Consider the following 23,841-nt stretch of genomic DNA (forward strand, 5'->3'; position numbering starts at 1 on the left):
AATGATTCAAATGATGTAGGGTCGAGGTCTCCCCGACCCCACATGTAGAAATGAAAACAGATGATTCAAAGGCTGTAGGGTCGGGGTTTCCCCGACCATTCACCTGCAATTGTATCAACCAATCACGTGGTTAATTGCACGTTAAACAACGGATGGTTTATTGTGTTAATTACAGATGAGAGGGCAAGGAGACCTTGCCCCTACATTGGTGAAACGGTGATTCAACCGCTGTAGGGTCGGGGTTTCCCCGACCCCACATGTAGAAATGAAAACAGATGATTCAAAGGTTGTAGGGTCGGGGTTTCCCCGACCCTACATCTTATTACACAGAGAAACACCGAGAAATCACAGAGATCAGTCCCTGTCTAGGCACAATAATTGCTTTACATATAAGTTCATTTTTTAATTAAATGAAAAATACTTTTTTAACGCCTTTGCACTTAAACAAATACTAATTTCTTATGAATTGTTACACTGCTTTAAGGTGCGAATTTTTTGTTTTACTGCGAAAGTTTTTCGCGGTGGTAAGTTCTATGTATTTAATGAGTTAATGTGATATATGTTAAGTAAAAATTAAATTGAGTATTAAAAGCAGTTTTTTTGTTGACAAGTTAATGTTAAAACTTTATTTTACTTAAGTATTATTGGAGAAGTAGGGAATTGAAAAAATTGTTACTGCTGCGACACGGAGAAAAGCTTTTCAAGGAAAAAGGAAAAAGTAAAAAGGAAAAAGGAAATAGATAAAAGGGAATAGTAGCAATTAATTTGCTATACATGTTTTTTGAAATTTTGTGAGATACACGGCGCTTATTTTCGCTGGTATGACAGGACAGCCGGCAAGTGTTTCAACTGTCATTCCCGCGCAAGCGGGAATCCAGAAGGAAAGAATGAAAAAGTGGATACCCGCTTTCGCTGGTATGACAGACAGCCGGCAAATGTTTCAACTGTCATTCCCGCGCAAGCGGGAATCTATAAAAAAATAATTTCGCTAAACATATTTATCTGTATTGGCGCTTAGAATCACAAAGAAAAAATTTAACGCAACGTACAGAACAATGAAAAACTTAATTAACAACATTAACAAACAAAACAAGGAGGAACTTTATGCCCAATTTGAAACCACCTTAGGGATGGAGAACAGCAACCCTATTTTTACTTTTTTTACTTTTCTTATAATGAAAAGAAACACAATCTTTTTTAACCAATTTGGAGTTAAACATGAATTTTAAAAACATTTTTGCAAGCATCTTTGGTGTTCTGCTATTTCTTTTATTTGCAGGCACTTCACTTGCACAAACCACGTACTACGTGGACGGCGTAGCCGGTAATGACAACTGGACAGGTACGGCATCTACGTTCCAGTCCGGTAACGTTGGACCGAAAAAAACAATACAAGCTATGCTGAATGATGTTAACGTTGTTGATGGCGATATTATAAGTATAGCCGCAGCTACTTACAATGAAACTGTAACATTGACAAAAAGAGTACAACTTTCACCTTCTGGTGCTGTTACAGTTCAAAATCTTACATTAAATACAAATTCTTCTACAGCTACTACTGTTGGAAATGCTGCTAATAACTTAACCATTACTGGCACATTATTGGTTCAATCGGGTAAATACAGCCTGACTCCTGCTAATGTTATTTTGGCGTCAGGTGGTACGCTTGAAGTTAGAGTAACAGGCTCTCTGGGATTGCAAAATCCTATAACTACCACAAGCGGGGCTTTTACTCTAACATTCTCTAATACTGGTGCAATTACTTATACCCCAGCAAATCTATATACTAGCAACCCAGGTGATGTTAATTTTAATGGCTCTGCAACTGTTACATTAGGTGCTGCAGTGACTGTAGTAGGTAATTTAACTATTGCCTCTGGTGCTTCAGTTAACTTAAACGGAAATAATATTACAGTACAAGGCGGTAGTTTTACAAATAATGGTTCTTATTATGGTAGTGGTGCTGAAAAGGTAAATATGACTACAGCAGGCGGTACTATTTCTGGAAGTGGTACGTTCCAGAACTTAACACTTACAGGTGCCTTTACTTGGAAAATTGGTTCTAATTTAACCTTCAACAACGTAAGTCAATCTGTTGCCAGCTTAATTGATGTAGGTGCTGGAGCTACTTTGGATTTCCAGAACTTTAATATCTCTACTCCAGGTAATGTTACTATTAATGGTGCAGTTGCTTATAGCGGCGCTGGCGCTACTACGCCTGGTACTCTTGAGTTCTCAGGTTCACTTGGTACAATAGGGACAGTTACTTTTACAGTACCTGGTGGTGGCTTAACAATTAAAAATCTTTCTATTACAAAGCCAAGCGGTTCTACAGTAACACTAGCAAGTGGTAATTTAACAGTCGATAAACAATTAAATTTTACAGGTGGTATATTTAATATTGGTGCGAATAATTTAACACTTTCAGATAACCATGGCGGTACTGCTGCTATTGGTGGCAACATTAACGGTACTGGTACATTTACAATTGGTGGTGGTGCTGCTGTTAACGATATTACAGTAAGCGGTGCTGGACAGATAAATGTGCCATTTACAGTAAACATGGGAAGTGGTAAGACTGTCACATTTACACAGCTGACAACAATTGGAAATAATTTTACTTTAACTTCTGGTAATATGACCACAAGCTCGTTACAGCTCATTAATGGTACTGTAACAGTAACAAACGGTATATTAACATTTAATACAAGCAACTTAAGTATTACTAATAACACCACACTTAATGGTGGGCAATTAAAAGGTTCCAGTAACATTACCGTTTCTGGTGCTTTTGCTCAAAATGCTACGTCCATAGTTAATATGACCGGTACGCTTACGGTATCATCGTATACTGGTGGTGGAAATGGTGATTTTACAGCCGGAACAACAACTACAAGCGGTGGTAATTTTACAACTGGTACAGGTAATTACACTGTAAATGGTAATCTGGTGGTTCACGGCAATTTTACAGGCAATACTGGTACAGTGCATGTAACAGGTGATGCTTCATCCGATGGTACTTTTACTGTTAGCTCTGGCAATTTAACAGTAGACGGTAACTTGAATCCTACAGGTGCATTTTCGTTTACTGGTGCTAGTGTGTTAACAGTAGGTGGTTCGTTAACAGGTGGCAGCACAGTTAATTTTACTAATGCAGCAGCTACTGCAGCTATAGGCGGCAATTTATCCTCTGTTGGACATTTAACTATCGGTGCTAATGCTGTAACTGTTGGTGGTAACTTAACAACAACAAGCAGTGGTAACTTAGTAGGCGGCGCAGGTGATTTAACTGTTACTGGAGTTGCAAATATTGCTGGTGATATTCAGGTTAATACTGGTGATATATATTTCCAAGGTAGTGGTTCTCACACTGTAGGTGGAAACCTTCTTACTGCTGTAGCAAGTGCTGGTGCCACTACAGATTTAAGGTTCGGAGGACCTGTTACCATAAGTGGTAACCCTGGTATCCAAATGACAGCCGATCAAGAATGGAGATTTGATGGTGCAGTAACTCTTAATAATGGCACTGCAAATAATATCGATTTAGCTACAACTCCAGCCAATGTTACAATAGATTTCTATGGCAATGTTAGCGCTAGTAACTTGCTTTTGGATAATAGTGCAACACAAACAGTTAATTTCCATGAGGGTTCATCTTTAATATCTCAGTTAAAAAACATTAGTGTTGCAAACACAGGGGCTGCTGCTCCGACAGTAATTACAGTTGGTGGTACAACTTCTGGAAAATCCCATGAGTTAAGAATATCTGGTGATATTACATATAATAACTTATTTACTGCTAGTGCCTTCACAGTAAATACTAACGGCAAATTAGTAATGAATGGCAGTACTGGTGATTTAAAAACAGCTGCTAATCAGCAAGTAATTACTGTTGATGCTGGTGGGCTTAATCTTGGTGCGAGCAGTACTTTAGAAATAAACAATACTCAAACTGACAGTGACCCTTCAACTAATAACTGGGGGCAATCTGCTACTAATGAAGCACAAGAAGCTGTTGCTATAACAGGCGGAACTTTAACGGTTGCAAATTTAATTCTTACTAATAATGGAATCGATGGTACAAACTTAGCTTTAGCAGCTAATGGTACTATTACAAGATCAGCTGGTTTAATTACCCCAGGTACTAATCCTAGTTTTGGTGCTAGAAATCTCGTTTATACAAATTCGTCAGATATAACAACTGGTGTAGAATTCAGTGATGCAGCTGGAATTGATGATATTACATTATCTGGTACTGGAAAAGTAACATTAGAAAGTGGATTAACAACACAATTAGTTACAACAGGTAAGTTAACTATTAATTCGGGTGCAGAATTAGCAAACAACGGTTTGAATTTAACTGTTCAGTCTAATGGAGATCCAACAGGCGATAAGGCAGTTATTAACGGTACATTCAGCGGTACTGGAAAATTAATTATTGATGTTAATGATGCTACGCCTTACAATGTAAAAGGCTCTGGCGGATCAATTTCTAACTTAGAATTTGATTTTGCAGGAGCTGCTGGCACTATAGTATATTCTGGACCAGCCACATTGACGGGTAACTTAACATCTACAGGTGGACAGGGTACAATTACGTATTCTTCAACTGCACCGAGTACAATTGGTGGGAACTTTACAATTAATGTAGGTACATGCACAATAGCACCTGATTTAACAGTTACTGGTAACTTTACTAACACAGCTGGTGCTACAACACTTTCTGGTTCCTTAACTGTAGGTGGTAATTATTCACAAGCTGCAGGAACTGTTACATTAAGTGCAACCAAAAATATAACAATAAATGGCAATTATACCTCTACAGGTGGAACTATTTCGTTTCCAGCCGCAAGTACATCAAGCATAGTTGTTAAGGGCGCTAGTTTATCAACCTCTGGCCCAACGACCTATACATTTGGAGCTGGCGCATCCGGAAGATTCATAGTAAATGGTAGCGCAGCGCAAGCTTTAACTTTAGGTAATAATACAACTATTTCAAGATTTGAATTAAACAACAGCGCTGGCTTAACAATGTCGGGGGCAGCTGTTTCATTAACTGTCAATAATCTTTTGCTAACAAGCGGCACATTCACACATAATGGTTTATTAACAATGCCTGCCGGTACTGATAGAATTATAAGAAATGTTGGTACATTAGCAAGTTTTGCTGCTGCAGGTCCTGGCGAAGTTGAATATATTAGTACATCCAATATAACAACCGGCTATGAATTGCCAAGTACCTTAAACAAGTTAATTGCTAACGCAAGCTCAGGTAATCCTTCATATACATTAGATAAAAATGTAACAGTGCTTTCCGGTGGTGAGTTGAATCTTTCAAGAGGTACTCTTGTAATTGGCTCTAATTCATTAATTGTTCAAAATAACAGTACAATTACAAGAGCAGAAGGGTTCTTAAACGGCACCCCAACTTATGGAACGGGAGAGACTTTACAGTACTTTAATACTGAAAATGATATTACTACAGGTCCTGAATTTACAAATGATGGTAGTATTACAACACTTGTTGTAAATGCTCCTAATAAGCAAGTTATACTTGGTGCAGATGTAACAGTTGCAGGTACCGTAAATGTAAACTTTGGTTCAATAAATCTTAATGGATTTACTTTTACTGAATCTGCTGCTGCTACTTTAACAAATAATGGCAATATTACTGGTACAGGAACTTTAAAGAACACAGGTGCTGGTGCTATCTTTACTGGTACAGCAACAAGCTGGCCTAATATAGTATCGAGTAATAATTTAACTATTAACCCGACAAATGCTGCTACAAATATTACATTAGCTTCACTTTCTCAAACTGCTGGTAACTTCACAGTTGGCAATAACGTTGGCACACTTACTATTACTGGCGACTTTAGTAATGCAGGTACTGGAACATTTAATGATGGCGGTAAAACTATAAACTTCAAGGGAAATGTAACAATAGGTCTTGCTGCTGGTGGTACTTTAACAAATACAGGTACTTTTGTATTAAATGGTACTGCTGCACAAACATTATCTTCTACAAAAGCAATCAACACTTTAACAATTAATAACAGTGCTGGCGTAACCTTAGCTTCCAATATCACAATTGCTAGCAGTGGAACTTTAACGTTAACCAGCGGTGCTGTTACAACGGGTTCAAATTATTTGCAAGTTGGTACTACAGCTGCTGGTACAGTAAATCGTACAAGTGGCTACATAGTTGGAAATATGTATAGATGGGTTGATGTTAATGCATCAGCCACAACAAATACTTTGTTCCCAATGGGTACGGCTGATGGTAAATACAGACCTCTTACTTTAACTTTCGGCGGTGGTGGAGGTAGTACGGGAAGTATTGTACGTGTAAGCCATACTAATGCAGCACCAAATGGCACTGTAGGCATTCCATTTACAACAGGCAGCATTACAATTAATAAATTAGCTCCTGCTTATTGGACAGTTGGAATGTATGACGTAACAAATACAAACTTACAGACACCAACCTTAAATCCAAAAGTAACAGTTGGAATGGGTGGCTTTGCATTCGGCGATATCACAAAGATACGTGCAGTTTACAGGCTAACCAATGATGGTAATACATGGCAATTACCAGGTACTTTTGATGGTGCATTTTATGATATTAATGGTGTTGCTACTGTAATACACAGTGGTGTACAAGGTTGGACTTTAGAGCCTCAGGAATTATTTACAGTAGGTTATCAGTCTAATTTTGCGGTAGCTAATCCAATAGCAGATCAAACACTTACAATTGGCGGAAATCCATTTACAAAAACAATACAAGCCTCACCAGCCGTATTTAGTGGCAATATTGGTGCTTTAACATATACTGTTACCAGTTCAAACACAGCAGTTGCAACAGCTTCGGAAGCTGGCGGTGTATTAACTGTTACTGCAGTTAGTGCTGGTACATCAGTAGTAAAATTGTTGGCAACCGATGTTAATGGTGACACAGTAAGTACATCGTTTAATGTAACTGTAAATGCATACCCGACATTTACAGCTCCGGCATTTAATACAGTTACTTTAAATGAAGGTCAAGATTCAACAATTGCACTTAAAGCAACAGGACAAGGTACAATTACACTCTCGTTGCTCTCTGGTGCTCCTGCATGGGCGACCTTTACAGCAGTTACTTCAGATTCTGGCCATTTAGCTTTAGCTCCAGATTTTGATGCTGCTGCTAACAGTCCATACACAATAACTGTTAGAGCTACAAGCACTAACGGATTGCACACTGACAAAGTATTCACAGTAACTGTAAACAATGTCAATCAAGCACCTGTATGGACTGGCACAGGTACACAAACTCATGCTTCAGATTCAGTAAAGAGCGGTAATACATTATCACTTACTTATCAAGCTAAAGACCTAGATGGCGTGATTGCAAATTATTCGGTTTCAGTAAGCCCGTCAATTGGAAGTCCAAATACATATTCAATAACTAGTCTTGGCGTATTTACATTTACACCTACCTTTGCAGAAGCTGGCAATACATATACATTTACAATAACAGCTACTGATAATGAAGGAGCAACAGCTAATACTACAACTCAAGTTAAAGTATTATATCCATTAGCAAAAGGTGATTTAAGTGGAGATAACGCAATTGATGCAGGTGATGCTTCCTTAGTATTGCAGGCAGTAGTAGGTAAAATAACATTAACTCCAGAACAGCAATATGCTGCTGACGTTGATGGTACGCCTGGCATAACAGCTTATGATGCATATTATATTCTCTTTTATTCTGCTTATGGATATTGGCCATCATCAAGTCCAAAAGCAAGTGCAGTAACTGGTACTGTTGAATTTAACAGCTTATCCAGTGGTGAAAATGGTATAATTAATCTGCCATTGAAGTTGACAAATACAAGCGGTGTATATGCAGTAACTTCAGTAGTTAATATAGATGCTAACGCAATTGATATTGTAAGTGTAAGTAAACATACTCCTGATAACTGGACGATGTTCTACAATGTCGATAACGGTCAATTGAAAGTAGCTATGGCAGGTACTACACCGTTGACAGATGGTGATGTTTTGGTTATCGGCTTAAAGTTAAAGACTCAGGAATCAGTAGTTAACCTTACTGGTAGCGCTCAATTAAACAACGAAATACAAGCTAACTTAATGGCCAATGTAAGAGAAGTACCTACTTCATTCTCTATGAGTCAAAATTATCCGAACCCATTTAACCCAACAACTACCATTAAATATGCAATTCCTGAAAAGGCTCAGGTTAAGTTGACAATTTACAATATGCTCGGTCAACAAATTAAGACCTTAGTTAATACTGAACAGGATGCCGGTTTCTATAAGGTTACTTGGGATGGAACAAATGACTTTGGCAGTAGAGTAGCTTCAGGTATCTATATTTATAGAATTGAAGCAGGTAAGTATGTCTCTACGATGAAGATGAATTTATTGAAGTAGTTAACTTAAAAATGGGGGCGGTTTATTTGCCGCCTCCTAATTTTGAGTTATTGTTATTAAAATGTCAATTCAATAATTAGAGGTGATAATGAGAAGTTTCAAAATAAGCGTTGTAAAGTTTCTGACGATATTCGCTGCAATGCTTATGCTAGGAACGATGAGTACGTTTGCACAGGTTAGTGTATCTTTACCTAATGTATCTGGTTTAGCTGGCTCTGAGAAGTTAGGTGCCATTAATGTTGGTAACTTAACGGGACAAAATGTACACGCGCTACAGTTTACGGTTACATATGACAAGAATATTGTGTATATAACCGGCGTCGACGTTAGTGGGACAATTATGGATGGCAAAACACCAGTCGTTAACGCAGATACAGCAAACGGAACTATTACTGTAGCATGGGCATCTCCAGATAGTGTAGCGTTATCGGGAGAAGGAACTTTACTTAATTTAGTCTTTTTATTTAGGAATCTCGGAACATCCGCATTACAATTGAATAATTCTTTCTTGTTTAATGCGGGGAACCCGTCAGTCTCACCTACAGACGGTCAAGCTATTACAGCTAAAATTATGGTTGCTCAAGCACCAGCTGTCTCGGCTACTGCAGGTGATGCTATTATGATTCCTATTACTGTAACAACAATTGAACCTGCAGATAGTGTTCATGCATATCAATTTTCTGCTACGTTTGATAAAAACGTATTTACTATAAGTGGCTACGACGTTTCTAGTACGATAAGTGATGTTAATGGTGGCTCTGTTGAAGTAAATCCAGATAATACAAACGGAACAGTATCTGTTGCTTTTGCAAGCACTACAGCTGTTTCAGGCAGTGGTAATTTACTTTATCTCACAGGTACAGCTGTAGCTGCAGGTGTAAGTGATTTTAAATTTACTTCATTTATGTTCAATAACGGAACTCCTACAGCTGGTACTATAGATGGACAAGTTGCTGTAGCAGCACAGAATGTTGCTCCAACTTTAACTTTAAGTCCAGCTGATACTGCATATACAATAGCTGAAAATACAAGCATTCAAATTCAGCTAATTGGTAACGATACTCCAGGTGATGTATTAACTTATTCTGCATCTGGAATGCCTGCAGGTGCAACTTTAAGTACTTCAGGGTTGTTCTCTTGGACACCAAATTACGACCAAGGCCGAACCCAGCCTTATGTAATTACATTTAAGGTAACAGACCAAGGCGGATTGTTCGCGACTAAGTCGGTTTCAATTACCGTTACAAATGTTAACAGAGCTCCTTCGTTCACTGCTGAACCCGCGAACAATACAGTTGTGCCTGTACACAACGTACCTGTATATTACACATTCCAGTATCAAGCAAATGACCCAGATGGTGACCCATTAACTTTTAGTTTGGTTTCTGGACCAGGTTCTATAACCACTAATGGTTTATACAAATGGGCACCAGCACCAGTAGATGCTGGACAGTCCTTCATTGTTGTTGTTCAAGTGACTGATGGTACTGCTACTGTTACTTCAACAAGAACTTTGAAGGTATCCGATACAGTTACAGGCGTTGATGGCCAGGCTGAGCTGCCAACAAAGTATGAATTGATGCAAAATTATCCTAACCCATTTAACCCAACAACTACAATTCAATTTGCACTCCCGAAAGAGTCGCACGTTAAATTAACTGTATTTAATGTGCTCGGTCAGGAAGTCGCAGTTCTAATTGACCGTACAATGGGTGCTGGATATCATACGGTTAATTTTAATGCTACTAATTTGAATACTGGAATGTACTTGTATAAGATTGAAGCAGGTAATTTTGTATCGATTAAGAAGATGTTATTAATCAAGTAAAAGCCCACTCCCCAACCCTCTCCCTTAGGGAGAGGGAGGTTTTAAATACCCCTCTTAGAGGGGTATTTTTTTTGTATTTTTGTAGGGTCGAGGTCTCCCCGACCCCACACATGGTTAGCAGAGTGAGGATAATGGATGAATCGAACGTTGTAGGGTCGGGGTTTCCCCGACCATCACTGGTGAATCTGATATTTGGGCTGGATGAGCCGGTTCATACAGCCAATGAAAACAGATGTTAGGGCAAGGAGACCTTGCCCCTACATTAATGAAACAAATGATTCAACCGATGTAGGGTCGGGGTCTCCCCGACCCCCCGTGTGGAAATGTAAACAGATGAATCAACGGTTGTAGGGTTGAGGTCCCCTCAACCACTCACGTGGTTAACAGAGTTACAGATAACAAATGAATCAACGGCTGTAGGGTCGGGGTCTCCCCACGAAGTGGTGCATTCGCACCGACTGATTATGTGGTTAATTGTACGTTAAACAATGGATGATTTATTGTGTTAATTACAGATGTGAGGGCAAGGAGACCTTGCCCCTACATTGATGAATCTGACGCTTGGGCGAGAGGACCTCGCCCCTACATTGTATTAAATAAACATTGGAAAAATTGTATTTTCTGTATCAGCATAATTCAAGCTAATCATATATCCATTTTTTATTTTTAATTTATCACATAAAGATTGTAATCTGCTCAGGTCCTTTTCACTGGATTTCAATTTAACTTCAAATGCTATTTCTTTATTAACTATAAAATCAATTTCAGCGGTATTTCTTTTATTGTAAAATGATAATTCACCGTATGGTTCCAGTTGATTTGCAACTGCATTTTCAAATAACTGTCCTTCATTCACCCTGCCAATAACATTGAGCAAACCAGTATCTGCAAAATATACTTTTTTACCGCCTGCAACAGCCCTGTCAATACTGGCGCTGAACTTTGGTATTAATTTTATAAAAAATACTCCTTGTAAAAATTCAAGGTATCCGTATAACTTGACTCTATTAATGCCTGTTTGTGACGATAGCTTTGTAATATCCAGTATATTGCCTGTCCTCGGCACTAACAACAATATCAAATCTCTTAATTCTCTTATGTCTTTGAAATCCGATAATATCCTGATATCTTTTTCAAAAAAAGAAGCAAAAATATTTCGAAGAATTTCCTTTTTTGTCTTAACATCTTTAGTAACTACAACTTCAGGAAAACCTCCGTATTCCATATAATCCAAATAATCCATTTGATATTTCTTAAACTCAAGCAGGGAATACTTTTTAAGTACAGATTTAATATCAAGTTCTTCATTACTAATCTCGTTTTCAGGCATTTTATCATTAAAAAATAAATATTCCTTAAAACTCATTGGTCGCAGAATAAAAAGGAATTTTCTACCGCTTAATGATTCAGGGAATAGATTTTTCAAATAAAAATTTGAAGAGCCGCTAACGATAAATTTAACCCCATATTTGTCAATCAGATATTTAATGACTTTAGTTATTTCAGGCAGATTTTGAATTTCATCGATAAACAAATAAAGGCGTTCATTCTTTGCGCCGCTTTGCTTATAAAGACTTTGATAAATGGCATCATAGTTTATATTTTCAAAATTTAGCATATCAAGCGGATTGTCAAGATCAAACCATAATTTAGGTGCAGAGACTTCGTCAAATAGCTGCTTCATTAACGTAGTTTTGCCGACCTGACGCATGCCTGTAATTACTAAGGCATTTTTATGTTCCAAATATTTTTTCAGATCATAAAATAAAAATCTCTTTTTCATAAGCGCACATTATGTAAAAATTTATTTACAAAATAATACTTTTTTGTAAAAAAGTGCAAATTAATGTAAAAATTTAGTGATTGTTGTTGGTTTGGCTACGAATGATAAAAACAGATGTTAGGGCAAGGAGACCTTGCCCCTACACTGATGAATCTGATGGGAGGGCAAGGAGACCTTGCCCCTACATCGATAAAACGGTGATTCAACCGTTGTAGGGTCGGGGTCTCCCCGACCCTACGTATGGAAATGTAAACGGGTGATTCAAAGGTCGATGTTTCCCCACGAAATGCTGTATTTGTATCAACCAATCATGTGGTTAATTGTACGTTAAACAATGGATGATTTATTGTGTTAATTACAGACGGGAGGGCAAGAGGACCTTGCCCCTACACTGATAAAATGGATGATTCAAATGCTGTGGTTGATAATTCGCAATTGATAATTAAAGAAAAAATATTACTTTACAAATAAATTTTTTATTTTGTGGTATGAATAATAACAAATCCTAAAGGGGGAATAATGAAAATTAAATCAATTAACTATTTCTACTTATTTATGCTAATGTTTTTTGTTTCTGAATTATCAATAGCACAAATACAAATTACATTACCAAGTACTACTGGTGCGCCTGGTGAAGTTAAGTCTTTGCCAGTTACTGTTAATGATTTAACATCGTACAACATATATTCATATCAAATACAAATTGATTACGATAAAACAATTATGAAAATTAATGGGATTAGTACTACTGGGACTGTTATGACGGGTGCAGGGGACCCTCAAGTAAATCCAGATACAACTAATGGCTTTATTAGAATTGTGTGGGCAACTGGAAATCACCCGCTTAGTGGCTCTGGTGTTTTAGTGTATCTTAATATAAAACTTAAAACTGCCGGCAACTCAAACATTTACCTTGATAGTACTTATAGTAATAAGTTCTATAATGAAAACGTTCAAGCAGTTGCTTTCACTGTTACAAATGGGATTATTACTGTAAATGCTGTTAACAATCCTCCTGTTTTTAATTCAATACCAAACCAAACTGTAAATGAAGGAGATACGTTAACATTTACAGTTAGTGCAACTGACCCAGAGAATGATCCTATAGTTTTAACGCATGGAACTCTTCCGCAGGGTGCAAGTTTTGATTCAACAACTGGTGTATTCACCTGGCAGCCCAATTATGAACAAGCTGGTCAATACGATGTGATTTTTTATGCTAATGACGGCCATTCAACCTCACAAATTACAGTGCATATCACAGTTGTAAATACAAATAGGGCTCCAGTTTTTACAAAAGAGCCTGCAGACAGCACGAGAGTACCCGTTCATAATGTGCCGGTATATTATCAATTCCAGTATGAGGCTCAAGACCCAGACGGAGATCCATTAGTTTTTAGTTTAGTTAGCAATGATCTTGGTAATGCTAGCATGTCTACTACTGGAAAGTTCTTATGGGCGCCAGTACCAGCGCAAGCTGGACTACCGTATAATGTGAAAGTTCAAGTAAGCGATGGAACTGCTAGTACTATCTCTTCGAAAATATTAATAGTTGCTGATACGGTCACAGGTGTTCAAAAAAATGATGGATTACCAAAAATATTTTCTCTAAGCCAAAACTATCCTAATCCTTTTAATCCATCTACTACAATTGAATTTGAAATACCTAAGCAAACGCATGTTACATTGGAAATATATAATATTTTAGGTCAGAAAGTTGCAGAATTGGTTAATAAGGATATGTCACCAGGTCGTTACAGAATTAATTTTGATGCGAATAATTTGCAGAGTGGGATATACTTTTATACTTTAGTTGTGGATGACAGGCAGTTTATTAAAAAAATGATTGTGCTTAAATAGTACCTTATAAGGTTAGAATTAAACTAAGAAAATAAGTTAAGTGTTTTTTAGCAAATAGTTTTCCATGTTTCATCTCTTTTTTATGTGAATTTTTATTCAACCTAACGTATAGAGACCAAGTCTTTTATTATATTTTTGAAATGTTATATTATCAAAATAACATTGGTATAGAAATTGTACTATAATATGGCAAGAAAAGGAAAAAGTGTGAAAGTCTTTATTATTTTTATGATATTATTCTTATTAAAAGTATATGCCCAACAAGGACAAGAGGAATGGCGGGTAGTAGGTACACCTATGAAATTTCCAGTTTCGGCAGCGAGGGTGGTGTACAAGAAAGTGAATGATTTACCGAAGTTTTATGTTCTTGGTGGCTATTCGGATTCATTAAAAGAAGTGGTTGATTGGATACAAGAGTTTGATTTAGTGAGCGGCAAATGGAAAATTGTAGGGCATATGAAAACTGCTAGAAGCTTTTTTGTAACTGCTCTTTTTGATAATAAAATTTTTTCTCTGGGTGGAGTACCGTTAGTAAATGGATATGATAACAGTATAGAAAGCTGGGACATATTAGCCGGAGATTCTTCAATAGTTTATGATTATGAAGACTCTTTTTCAAGGCAATATGCCACTGGACATTTAGTTTCCACCTCAATTTATTTAATTGGAGGGAACAAAATTAATAGTTCTGAAAATATTCCATATATTGTTCAGTATGATCTTATTAATAAAAAAGTTCTTTTTACTTTGGATTTTCCAAGTATGGAAAAGCCCCAGGAACACATGTCGATGTTTGTAAATGATGCTATATATATTTATGGTGGTAATTATAATGTTCCATTAAACTGGATTAGCAAGTTTTCTATTTCTACTAAACAATTAGAAAGATTACCGCAAACACTAATAGAACCAAGAGCTGGGGGTGCTGCTGTTTATAATCAGCAATTGCAAATGGGTTTTATAGTTGGTGGTTACAATGAGGGGAAGAAAAACGGTATGAAAACTACTGAGAAGGTTATATTTAACGGAGATGGTACAGTTTCGGTCTATGAAGGTGCCCCATTAAAATATGCTAGAATAAATCCAATGTTAGTAAGTTACGAAAATACTGTGGTAGTCTTTGGAGGTAAAGGGGAAGATGGTAAAATTGTTCCTTATATAGAGTTGTTGTTTAATCCTCAAAAACCAACACCAGTTATTTCTGAAGACAAAATTCCAACCAACTTTACATTATCTCAAAATTATCCAAATCCTTTTAATCCAACGACAAATATTTCATTTACTTTGCCGCATGTTTCTTATGTAACGTTAAAAGTTTATGATGTACTTGGCAAGGAAATCAGTACATTGTTAAATGGTGAAATCTCGGCAGGTAATCATTCGGTATTATTTAATGCAATTAATTTACCGTCGGGAGTTTATTTTTATAGACTTGAAGCACACAGTAATACTACAGGTAAAGAAACAAATTTCATTTCAACGAAAAAGATGTTGCTAATAAAATAAATGCCCACTCCCCAAGAGGCTGACTAATGAGAATTCACCACCTTGTGGAAAGTAATTGTTCAAATGAAAAATCCTGCTTGCCGAATGAATTCGTTCAGCAGGCAGGCTGTGAAAATCTGTGTTGTCTGTGTTCTATTTTCTAACTTGTCCGCCGCATTCTGGTGGAAAAATCTTACTTTTTAGACAGCCCCAGGTTTTAAATACCACCCTTAGTAGGGTCGGGGTTACCCCGCGAAGTGGTGCATTCGAATCGACCAATCATGTGGTTAGTTGTACGTTAAACAACAGATGGTTTATTGTGTTAATCACAGACGAGAGGGCAAGGGGACCTTGCCCCTACATTGGTGAAACGTGTGATTCAATCGATGTATGGTCGAGGTCTCCTCGACCATCATTGGTGAACCTGATGTTTGGACTGGATGAGCTGATTCATACAGCCAATGAAAACTGATGGGAGGGCAAGGGGACCTTGCCCCTACAGTGATAAAACAAATGATTCAATTGGTGTATGGTCGAGGTCTCCTCGACCTAAATGCTATGATTTAAAAATGTTATTATAAAATATCCCCAATCTTCCCATGATGTTTCTTGTGTCAATTATCAGTTTCGAATTTTTTGCAATTAAGTTGTAATCAATCATATCATGGTCGGTTACAATTAATACAGCGTCAAATTGTTTTAGGTTTTCTTTTGTCAGCGCAATTGATTTCATAACAAATTCATATTTTCTTGTCTTTGGCAATTTTGGAATAAAAGGGTCAAAGTATTTTACTGTAGCATCTTTTTTTTGCAATATGTCAATCAACTTTAATGCTGGGGATTCTCTTAAATCATCCACATTTTTTTTATAAGCTACACCAACAATTAAAATTTTGGATTCTTTTATAGGTTTGTTCCGCTTGTTTAATAATTCGGTTAGCCTTTCGACTACATAATATGGCTGTAGAGTATTAATTTCACCAGCCAATTCAATGAATTTTGTTGTAAAATCATATTCTTTTGCTTTCCAGCTTAAATAAAATGGGTCGATAGGAATACAATGACCACCAAGTCCAGGCCCGGGATAAAAAGCTTGAAAACCGAACGGTTTTGTTTTTGCAGCTTCTATAACTTCCCAAATGTCAATGTTCATTTTGTCGAATATCATTTTCAGTTCGTTTACCAAAGCTATATTTACAGAGCGGTAGATATTCTCAAGCAATTTCGTTGCTTCGGCAGTCTTTGCAGAAGAGACTGGCACTGTTTCAATAGTTATTTTATCGTACAAAGCACAGGTAATTTCAGTGCATTTTTTTGTTATCCCTCCTACTACTTTTGGGATTGTAGAGGTTGTGTATTCTAAATTGTTCGGGTCTTCTCTTTCTGGACTAAAAGCCAAGAAGAAGTCTTTTCCTACTTTATACTTAACATTTGGTCTTGGTCTCTCAAAAAGCGGAAGTAAAATTTCTTCTGTAGTGCCTGGATACGTTGTAGATTCAAGCACAATTAAGTGACCTTTTCTAATATATTTTTGAATAGTCTTTGAAGTATTGATTACAAATGTTAAGTCTGGTTCCCGGTGTACATTAAGCGGAGTTGGTACGCAAATAATTATTACATCAGTTTCAGCTAATCGTGTAAAGTCAGATTCAGCAATAAATTTTTGAGTATCTAACACAGATTTAATTTTTTCGCTTTCTATATGTTTTATATAAGATTCGCCTTTACGAAGTTTTTCTATTTTGATATTATCAATGTCAAATGCTAATACAACAAATTCCTTTTTTGCAAATTCTAATGCTAATGGTAGACCGACGTAACCAAGGCCAATAATTCCAATCTTAGCCGATTTGCTGTGTATTTTTTTCAGTAGATCCATCTCAACTCCGTAAAATGTTATTACCTTGGCATTAAATTAATAATTTTCTTTTTCAAAAAAATTTATGAGTTAATTTTATAATATATATCCCAATTTATGCAATAAATTATGAAAATTAAGTGTGTTCATGTATATAAAAGAAAAATAGAAATCAGATTCTCATGCTTCTAATGTATAAATCGGTTAGATAACATTAACAACTAAGTTTAGCTTACTCTGTTATTGGCTTTATCAATAAGCTAATAAGGTTTGGTTTCTTTTTCTTTGTTTAGGTTACTAAGGTAGCAAAGAAAAAGGCATGGTATTTAGAGAGTTCATCCATGATGAGAATTCACCACCCACCCACGAAGTGGCGAATTTCTACGAGTGGCGTATTCGCATCGACCCCACATGTAGAAATGTAAACGGATGATTCAAAGGTTGTAGGGTCGGGGTTTCCCCACGAAGTGGTGCATTTGCACATCACTTTTAAAAAATTCCTTGAAACTTACAGAATCACTTAATATATTAAAATTACATTTCCTCAATATTGAATTAATGACTTCTTTTCTTAACAAGGGCGCACGTAAATCTTAATTAAAGTTAATTTAATTAAAGAGGTAAGACGTGAAATGTTTACGGCTCTTTTTAGTCTTTTTGCTTCTAATAAATTTTTTTGCAGCTCTCTGTTATAGTCAATCTGCGTTAGTAATTAATGAAATATTAGCCGACCCGCCATCTGATTCAACGGGTGATGCAAATGGTGATGGAGCAGCTGATTTACATAAGGACGAATTTGTAGAATTGGTTAATGCAGGCAGCATAGCGTTAGACATTAGTGGTTGGACGCTTTCAGATTCAACTGCTTTAAGGCATATATTCCCCACAGGTACAATTCTTTTACCAGGAAGAGCTATTGTCGTTTTCGGAGGTGGTACACCAACAGGTACATTTGGTGGTGCAATTATACAAACAGCATCCACTGGATCATTGTTATTAAATAACTCAAATGAAGCCGTTATAATTAAAAATTCTTTAGGAACTGTAGTAGCACGTTATACTTACGGTTCTGAAGGTAATTATGATCAATCATTAGCGCGTAATCCAGATATAACAGGCGCTTTTGTAAAACATACTGAAATTTTAGGAGGCGGTTCTAAATTTTCTCCCGGTGTTGGCAATGTAACTGGTCAGCCGTTCTTACCTGAAATTGATATTAAAGGAAATGGAATTGCTATCTTAAATGGCGATTCTTCACCACGAATAAATAATAATACGGATTTCGGCAACGTCAACATAGTAACAGACGCAATTGAGAAAGAATTTGTAATAGAAAATACTGGATTAGCATTATTAAGTTTGACTGGAACTTCACCATACATAACTATTACCGGCGATTCATTAGATTTTACAGTAACTCAAATTCCTTTTCAAACTATCTTATCAAGAGACTCAACTATTTTTAAAATTACTTTTAATCCTACCGCATTAGGTACAAGAAGCGCAACTATTTCAATAGCAAATGATGACAATGATGAAAATCCCTATTCTTTTGCCATTAAAGGTGAGGGTTATAAGACAATACCTTCTTTATACAATATAGAGAACTTACCTTTGGAATACACTGAAAGAGAAGGCGGCAGGCAAATTACTAATTCTATAATGTTAAACGATCTGTACAATATTCCTCAAGCAAGTGCAATTATAAAAATTACAGAAAATTATGTTAGCGGAGAAGATAAATTACTTTTTACAAATCAAAATGGAATTAGTGGAACTTGGGATGAATTAACAGGTACGTTATATTTGACTGGCAATGCAAGTCAAGCAGATTACCAAACAGCTCTGCGCTCCGTCGAATACCAAAATACCAGCGATAGTCCTACAATTGCACAGCGGATAGTCAGTTTTACAATTAATGATGGAATAGATAACAGTAATACCGTAACGAGAACAATTAACATAACAAGTGTTAATGATTCTCCGTTATTATCAAATGTTGAAAGTACATTACTAAGTTATGAGGAAAATTCACAGCCGCTTCAGATTACAGACAGCATTGAATTAAGTGACCCGGACAATTTATTTTTAACAGACGCTGCTGTACAAATAGTCGATAATTATATTGTTGGTGAAGATTTTTTAATGTTTGCAGATCAAAATGGTATAATTGGGAATTGGGATGAATTAGCTGGGAAGTTAAATTTAATTGGAGCAGCAAGTTTAAGTAATTATCAAACTGCCCTTCGCTCTGTAAAATATTTTAATAATAGCGATAACCCCAACACAACTTCAAGAACAATTAGTTTTACAGTTAATGATGGAAAAGATTACAGCAATACAGTAACTAGAACAGTCAAAATAATATCGGTAAATGACTCGCCGGTTTTATCAAACATTGAAGTAGAAGAATTAATTTACACAGAAAACGATTCACTTATTCAAATAACAGATTCTATAAAAATTAGTGATGTTGATAATCAGACAATGAGTCATGCAGAAGTGCAAATAGCAGAAGGTTATCGAGCTGGAGAGGATACTTTAAGCTGCTTGGCAACAAATGAAATAATGGCAAATTGGGATGAATTAAACGGTAAGTTAATCTTAAGCGGTGTTTCAGCTATTGAAAATTACATTAGTGTATTAAGAAGTGTGAGATATTATAATAAAAGTCAAAATCCCAGTGTTACAGAAAGAAAAATAAATTTTATGGTAAATGATGGAGAAACAAACAGTAATTTATTGGGGAGAAAATTAACAGTAGTAAGCGTAAATAATCCTCCTGAATTAACAGACATAGAAGATGAGGAGATAAATTATTATGAAAATGATTTTCCTGTGCAGTTGACTAAGAGCTTAAGAGTAAAAGATGCTGACAACGAGAACATTGTGGGAGCTGTAGTTCAAATAAGTAGAAATTATACGGAGGGAGAAGATTTTCTATATTTTAATCAAGAAGATGAGATTAAGGGTACGTGGGATTCAAAAAATGGAAGTTTAATACTAAGCGGAATTTCCAATACAACAAATTATGAAAATGCACTAAGAAGTGTAAGTTATTACAATTCATCAGATAATCCGTCAACTAAACAACGTGAAGTAAGTTTTCAGGTAGATGATGGCATAAGTGGAAATTTATCAGTGCAAAAAAATCAATTTGGTACTAACAAAAAATTACAATCATTTGGGAATAAATTAGTTAGAAGAATAAACATAATAGTTGTAAATGACTCACCTGAACTTCGGGGTATAGAAAAATCAGTAAAGGAAATAAACGAGGGAGAGGAATTAAATATTTCAGATAGCATAAAAATAATTGATAGAGATGACAGCACATTAGCAAAGGCAGAAATATGGATAGCTGGAGGCACTTATGCGAAAGGAGAAGATAAATTGATTAGTAATTTTGGGGTATGGGATTCACTTAGCGGGAAGTTAGTTATCGAGAAGGAATTATCAGTTAAAGAGTACAAAGATGTATTGAGAACTGTTAAATACAGTAACACAAATAAATTTCACAAAAAAGTAACAGAGAGAGCAATTAAATTTAAGGTATATGATTATCAATCTAACAGTGAAGAAGGAATGAGAGTAGTAAGAGTAGGATTAGTGAATCATTCACCGGAACTAAGGGATTTAGAAACGTCAATATTAAGATATAATTTATTGGGCGATGCTGTTGGAATTACCGATTCAATAACAATTGAAGATTATGATGACGAAGAGATTACATCTGCTGCTGTACAAATATCAATTAACTACGACTCAAAAAGCGATACGTTACTGTTCGATGATTTTTCTAATATTAAAGGAATTTACTATAAAGATTTAGGCAGACTTACACTATTTGGAAAAGACACAAAAGAAAATTATCAAACTGCACTGAGATCTGTAAAATTTTATTTAAAGAACAAAAATATGCCAAGTTCACTTAGGCGAGCAGTTCAATTCATAGTAGGTGATGGGAAAGCTTCAAGTAAAATTCTACAGAGAGAAGTGGAAATAATTTTACCTACCGATACTCCATCAATCTCAAACCTGCCAGATAGTTTTAGCATAAAGCAAAATGAATCTATTAAATTAAATCTTTGGGAATATGTGGAGGATAGAACTACACCGGATTCATTATTGGATTTTAGCTTCAAAGAAAAAACTGGTAAAATAAATTATAGCTTTGACAAAGCTAATGGGAATTTAGAAATAAAACCGAAAGAGAACAATTACGGCAAGGCGGAGATACAAATAACAATTACAAATAAATATGGTGCATCAGCAAAAACAAGCATTTTTATTGAAATTATTGATGAGCCCTTATCTGTTGATAATCAGAGAAGTGAAATACCGAAGGAATTTATTTTATATCAAAATTATCCTAATCCATTTAATCCAGCAACAAAAATTAGCTATGGGCTTCCGGTTGATAGTTATGTAAAAGTAACAGCTTACAATTTGTTAGGAGAAGAGGTAGTAGTTTTAGTTAACAGATTGGAGAATGCGGGATATCATTCAGTTACGTTCAATGCAGCAAATTTATCCTCAGGAGTTTATTTGGTAAGAATTCAGGCGGAAGGTTTGTCTGGCAGTAAGAGATGGCAATATAATGGGGCAAGAAAGATGATATTGCTCAGATAAATAAACATCGAATCTGATGTTACAAGATTTATAAAACTTAACGGTTTGTCTGGAAAAGCAAATAGAACTGGTGAATTAGGAATTAGGAATTAATAATTAGGAATTGTTAAAGGGGAATTAGAAATAGCAGTTCAATTCCTAATTTCTAATTTTTAATTGATAATTTATGAAGGCTTTCATAATAATGGAGCTTCCAAGGTCGGTATTTTTTAGTATACTTAGATTTACCAGCGTTGTGGAATTTGAGTCGTTTTTCTAAATCAGAAGTAGAACCTTTATAATACGTACCGTTAAATTGGCTTTTTAAGATATAAGTGTAATACATTGCGGAGAGGGAGGGATTCTCACGAAGTGATCACTACGTGAGAACCCCCGGTAGCCTCGCGACTACAACGGTTTTTCACGAAGTGACCGCTTCGCGGCCACGAAGTGACCGCTTCGCGGCAAGACCGCCGCATTCAACCTATCAAAGGTTCAGTTGTTTTTTAGATTATTCCATTTTGCTTTAGCCAGAAATGACCTTCTACGCTCTTAAAAAATAATTCTCGTTTTATGGCCTCAGTTTTCGTTTCGAAAGATTCATAATAATGGAGCTTCCAAGGTCGGTATTTTTTAGTGTATTTGGATTTACCGGCGTTGTGGAATTTGAGTCGTTTTTCTAAATCAGAAGTAGAACCTTTATAATATGTACCGTTAAATTGACTTTTTAAGATATAAGTGTAATACATTGCGGAGAGGGAGGGATTCGAACCCCCGGTAGCCTCGCGACTACAACGGTTTTCAAGACCGCCGCATTCAACCACTCTGCCACCTCTCCAAATTAAGATGACTGATTTGCTAAACAAAGATGTCTTCTAAGAACAGTTATTAGTAAAAATATTAGAAAAACGGTTACAAGAATAGTAAAAAAAACAGATTTTCTCCATTTGAATGCATATATTCATAAATGATGAAAAATATTGAATGGGCATGATTCTCCCTTGTAAATACATTATTTAATTAATTATGCAAAACGAAAAGGTAGCCGAAGAATTAATAGAAAAAATATCTCTTCTGCTGAAAAATAATTTTTTTAATCCTTCTGCAATTGAAAAAAAGGATTACAATTTTGAATTAACTGTGGAAAAGAATCATCAAAAAGTTAAGGTACAAGTCTACTTTGGGAAAAAAGGCATCAAAGTTATTTTACAGGGGAATGCTGAAAATGAGCTTTATAAAGAAGTTGAAAGAATAATAGCTGATGAACCTAAGTTTCAATTTACCGAAGAAAAGATACTTGAGCCTGATGAGTATATAGGAAGTGATGAATCTGGCAAAGGTGATTTTTTTGGTCCTTTAGTTACGGCAGCTTTTTATGTTAATGAATTATCCAAAAAAGAATTATTAAAACTTGGTGTAAGAGATAGTAAAGATGTTTCAGATACTCAAATTTCATTTATTGCTAATCAAATTAAGAAGAGATTTTCTGATGACTTTGAAATAGTAATTATCACCCCCTTAAAATATAACGAGCTTTACAAAAGTTTTAAGAACCTAAACAAAATTTTAAACTGGTCACATTCAAAAGCAATTGAAAATCTTTTGAAAAGGAAAAAATGTAGTTATATAATTACTGACAAGTTTAGCAATGAAAACTTACAACTATCATTTTCCAATGAGTTCAATAACATAGAATTCTTTCAATTTCAGAAAGCAGAAAAATATATTGGTGTTGCTGCTGCTTCAATATTGGCTAGAAACAGAGTTAACAGCTGGTTTGAAGAACAAAAAAAGAATGGCTTAGAATTACCAAAGGGTTCTTCTGAATCAGTAGAGAAAATTGCGAAGGATATTGTATTAAAATATGGTAAGGATAAACTATCCGAATTGGCTAAGGAACACTTTAAAATAACAAGTAAAGTTTAGTATTTGCAATTAGCTGAATAAATTTCTTTTCAAAGTATTAATTTTGTAATATAA

The 23,841-nt window shown here is 35.8% G+C and carries 10 protein-coding genes and 1 tRNA gene; 6 read left to right on the forward strand and 5 right to left on the reverse strand.

Going from position 1 to position 23,841, the window contains the following annotated elements; genetic code table 11:
* The first annotated feature begins 1,218 nt into the window (after nt 1–1,218).
* On the forward strand, nt 1,219–8,436 hold the full coding sequence (locus ABRY23_12040) for a FlgD immunoglobulin-like domain containing protein (GenBank protein ID MFA3783783.1): 7,218 nt from the start codon (nt 1,219–1,221) through the stop codon (nt 8,434–8,436).
* A gap of 88 nt (nt 8,437–8,524) precedes the next feature.
* The gene (locus ABRY23_12045; GenBank protein MFA3783784.1) at nt 8,525–10,264 is read left to right on the forward strand and encodes a cohesin domain-containing protein; all 1,740 of its coding nucleotides are present in this window, start codon (nt 8,525–8,527) and stop codon (nt 10,262–10,264) included.
* Between the two features lie 592 nt (nt 10,265–10,856).
* Here the strand turns inward: ABRY23_12045 and ABRY23_12050 are convergent.
* Nucleotides 10,857–12,047: an ATP-binding protein gene (locus ABRY23_12050; GenBank protein MFA3783785.1), complete on the reverse strand. Its 1,191-nt coding sequence runs from the start codon at nt 12,045–12,047 to the stop codon at nt 10,857–10,859.
* Nucleotides 12,048–12,566: 519 nt separating this feature from the next.
* Here ABRY23_12050 and ABRY23_12055 point away from each other — a divergent pair.
* Together ABRY23_12055 and ABRY23_12060 are read left to right on the forward strand one after the other, a co-directional pair.
* Nucleotides 12,567–13,907 (forward strand): cohesin domain-containing protein, encoded by a 1,341-nt coding sequence (locus tag ABRY23_12055; GenBank protein MFA3783786.1) that lies wholly within the window; start codon nt 12,567–12,569, stop codon nt 13,905–13,907.
* A gap of 207 nt (nt 13,908–14,114) precedes the next feature.
* Nucleotides 14,115–15,413, forward strand: coding sequence for a T9SS type A sorting domain-containing protein (locus tag ABRY23_12060; GenBank protein ID MFA3783787.1), 1,299 nt, complete (start codon nt 14,115–14,117; stop codon nt 15,411–15,413).
* Nucleotides 15,414–15,948: 535 nt separating this feature from the next.
* Here the strand turns inward: ABRY23_12060 and ABRY23_12065 are convergent.
* Nucleotides 15,949–17,271, reverse strand: coding sequence for a nucleotide sugar dehydrogenase (locus ABRY23_12065; protein MFA3783788.1), 1,323 nt, complete (start codon nt 17,269–17,271; stop codon nt 15,949–15,951).
* 606 nt (nt 17,272–17,877) lie between these two features.
* Here ABRY23_12065 and ABRY23_12070 point away from each other — a divergent pair.
* Nucleotides 17,878–21,882: a choice-of-anchor D domain-containing protein gene (locus ABRY23_12070; protein MFA3783789.1), complete on the forward strand. Its 4,005-nt coding sequence runs from the start codon at nt 17,878–17,880 to the stop codon at nt 21,880–21,882.
* 145 nt (nt 21,883–22,027) lie between these two features.
* Here ABRY23_12070 and ABRY23_12075 read toward each other — a convergent pair whose 3' ends face one another.
* The 3 genes from ABRY23_12075 to ABRY23_12085 all read right to left on the reverse strand — a co-directional run bounded on the left by ABRY23_12075 (nt 22,028) and on the right by ABRY23_12085 (nt 22,699).
* Nucleotides 22,028–22,207, reverse strand: coding sequence for a GIY-YIG nuclease family protein (locus ABRY23_12075; protein ID MFA3783790.1), 180 nt, complete (start codon nt 22,205–22,207; stop codon nt 22,028–22,030).
* 160 nt (nt 22,208–22,367) lie between these two features.
* Nucleotides 22,368–22,610 carry a GIY-YIG nuclease family protein gene (locus ABRY23_12080; GenBank protein MFA3783791.1) on the reverse strand — a complete coding sequence of 81 codons (243 nt, stop codon included), beginning with the start codon at nt 22,608–22,610 and terminating at the stop codon, nt 22,368–22,370.
* Nucleotides 22,611–22,612: 2 nt separating this feature from the next.
* Nucleotides 22,613–22,699, reverse strand: a tRNA-Ser gene (locus tag ABRY23_12085).
* Between the two features lie 188 nt (nt 22,700–22,887).
* Here ABRY23_12085 and rnhC point away from each other — a divergent pair.
* Complete coding sequence (gene rnhC / locus ABRY23_12090; protein MFA3783792.1) at nt 22,888–23,787, forward strand: ribonuclease HIII; 900 nt, start codon at nt 22,888–22,890, stop codon at nt 23,785–23,787.
* Nucleotides 23,788–23,841: the final 54 nt, after the last annotated feature.

This window comes from Melioribacteraceae bacterium 4301-Me (genome assembly GCA_041538185.1).
Taxonomy (GTDB): domain Bacteria; phylum Bacteroidota; class Ignavibacteria; order Ignavibacteriales; family Melioribacteraceae; genus Pyranulibacter; species Pyranulibacter aquaticus.

Coding starts and splice junctions, on each gene's coding strand:
- ABRY23_12050 (MFA3783785.1), bottom strand. CDS start 12,047: ATGAAAAAGAGATTTTTATTTTATGATCTGAAAAAATATTTGGAACAT.
- ABRY23_12045 (MFA3783784.1), top strand. CDS start 8,525: ATGAGAAGTTTCAAAATAAGCGTTGTAAAGTTTCTGACGATATTCGCT.
- ABRY23_12040 (MFA3783783.1), top strand. CDS start 1,219: ATGAATTTTAAAAACATTTTTGCAAGCATCTTTGGTGTTCTGCTATTT.
- rnhC (MFA3783792.1), top strand. CDS start 22,888: ATGCAAAACGAAAAGGTAGCCGAAGAATTAATAGAAAAAATATCTCTT.
- ABRY23_12055 (MFA3783786.1), top strand. CDS start 12,567: ATGAAAATTAAATCAATTAACTATTTCTACTTATTTATGCTAATGTTT.
- ABRY23_12065 (MFA3783788.1), bottom strand. CDS start 17,271: ATGGATCTACTGAAAAAAATACACAGCAAATCGGCTAAGATTGGAATT.
- ABRY23_12080 (MFA3783791.1), bottom strand. CDS start 22,610: ATGTATTACACTTATATCTTAAAAAGTCAATTTAACGGTACATATTAT.
- ABRY23_12075 (MFA3783790.1), bottom strand. CDS start 22,207: ATGTATTACACTTATATCTTAAAAAGCCAATTTAACGGTACGTATTAT.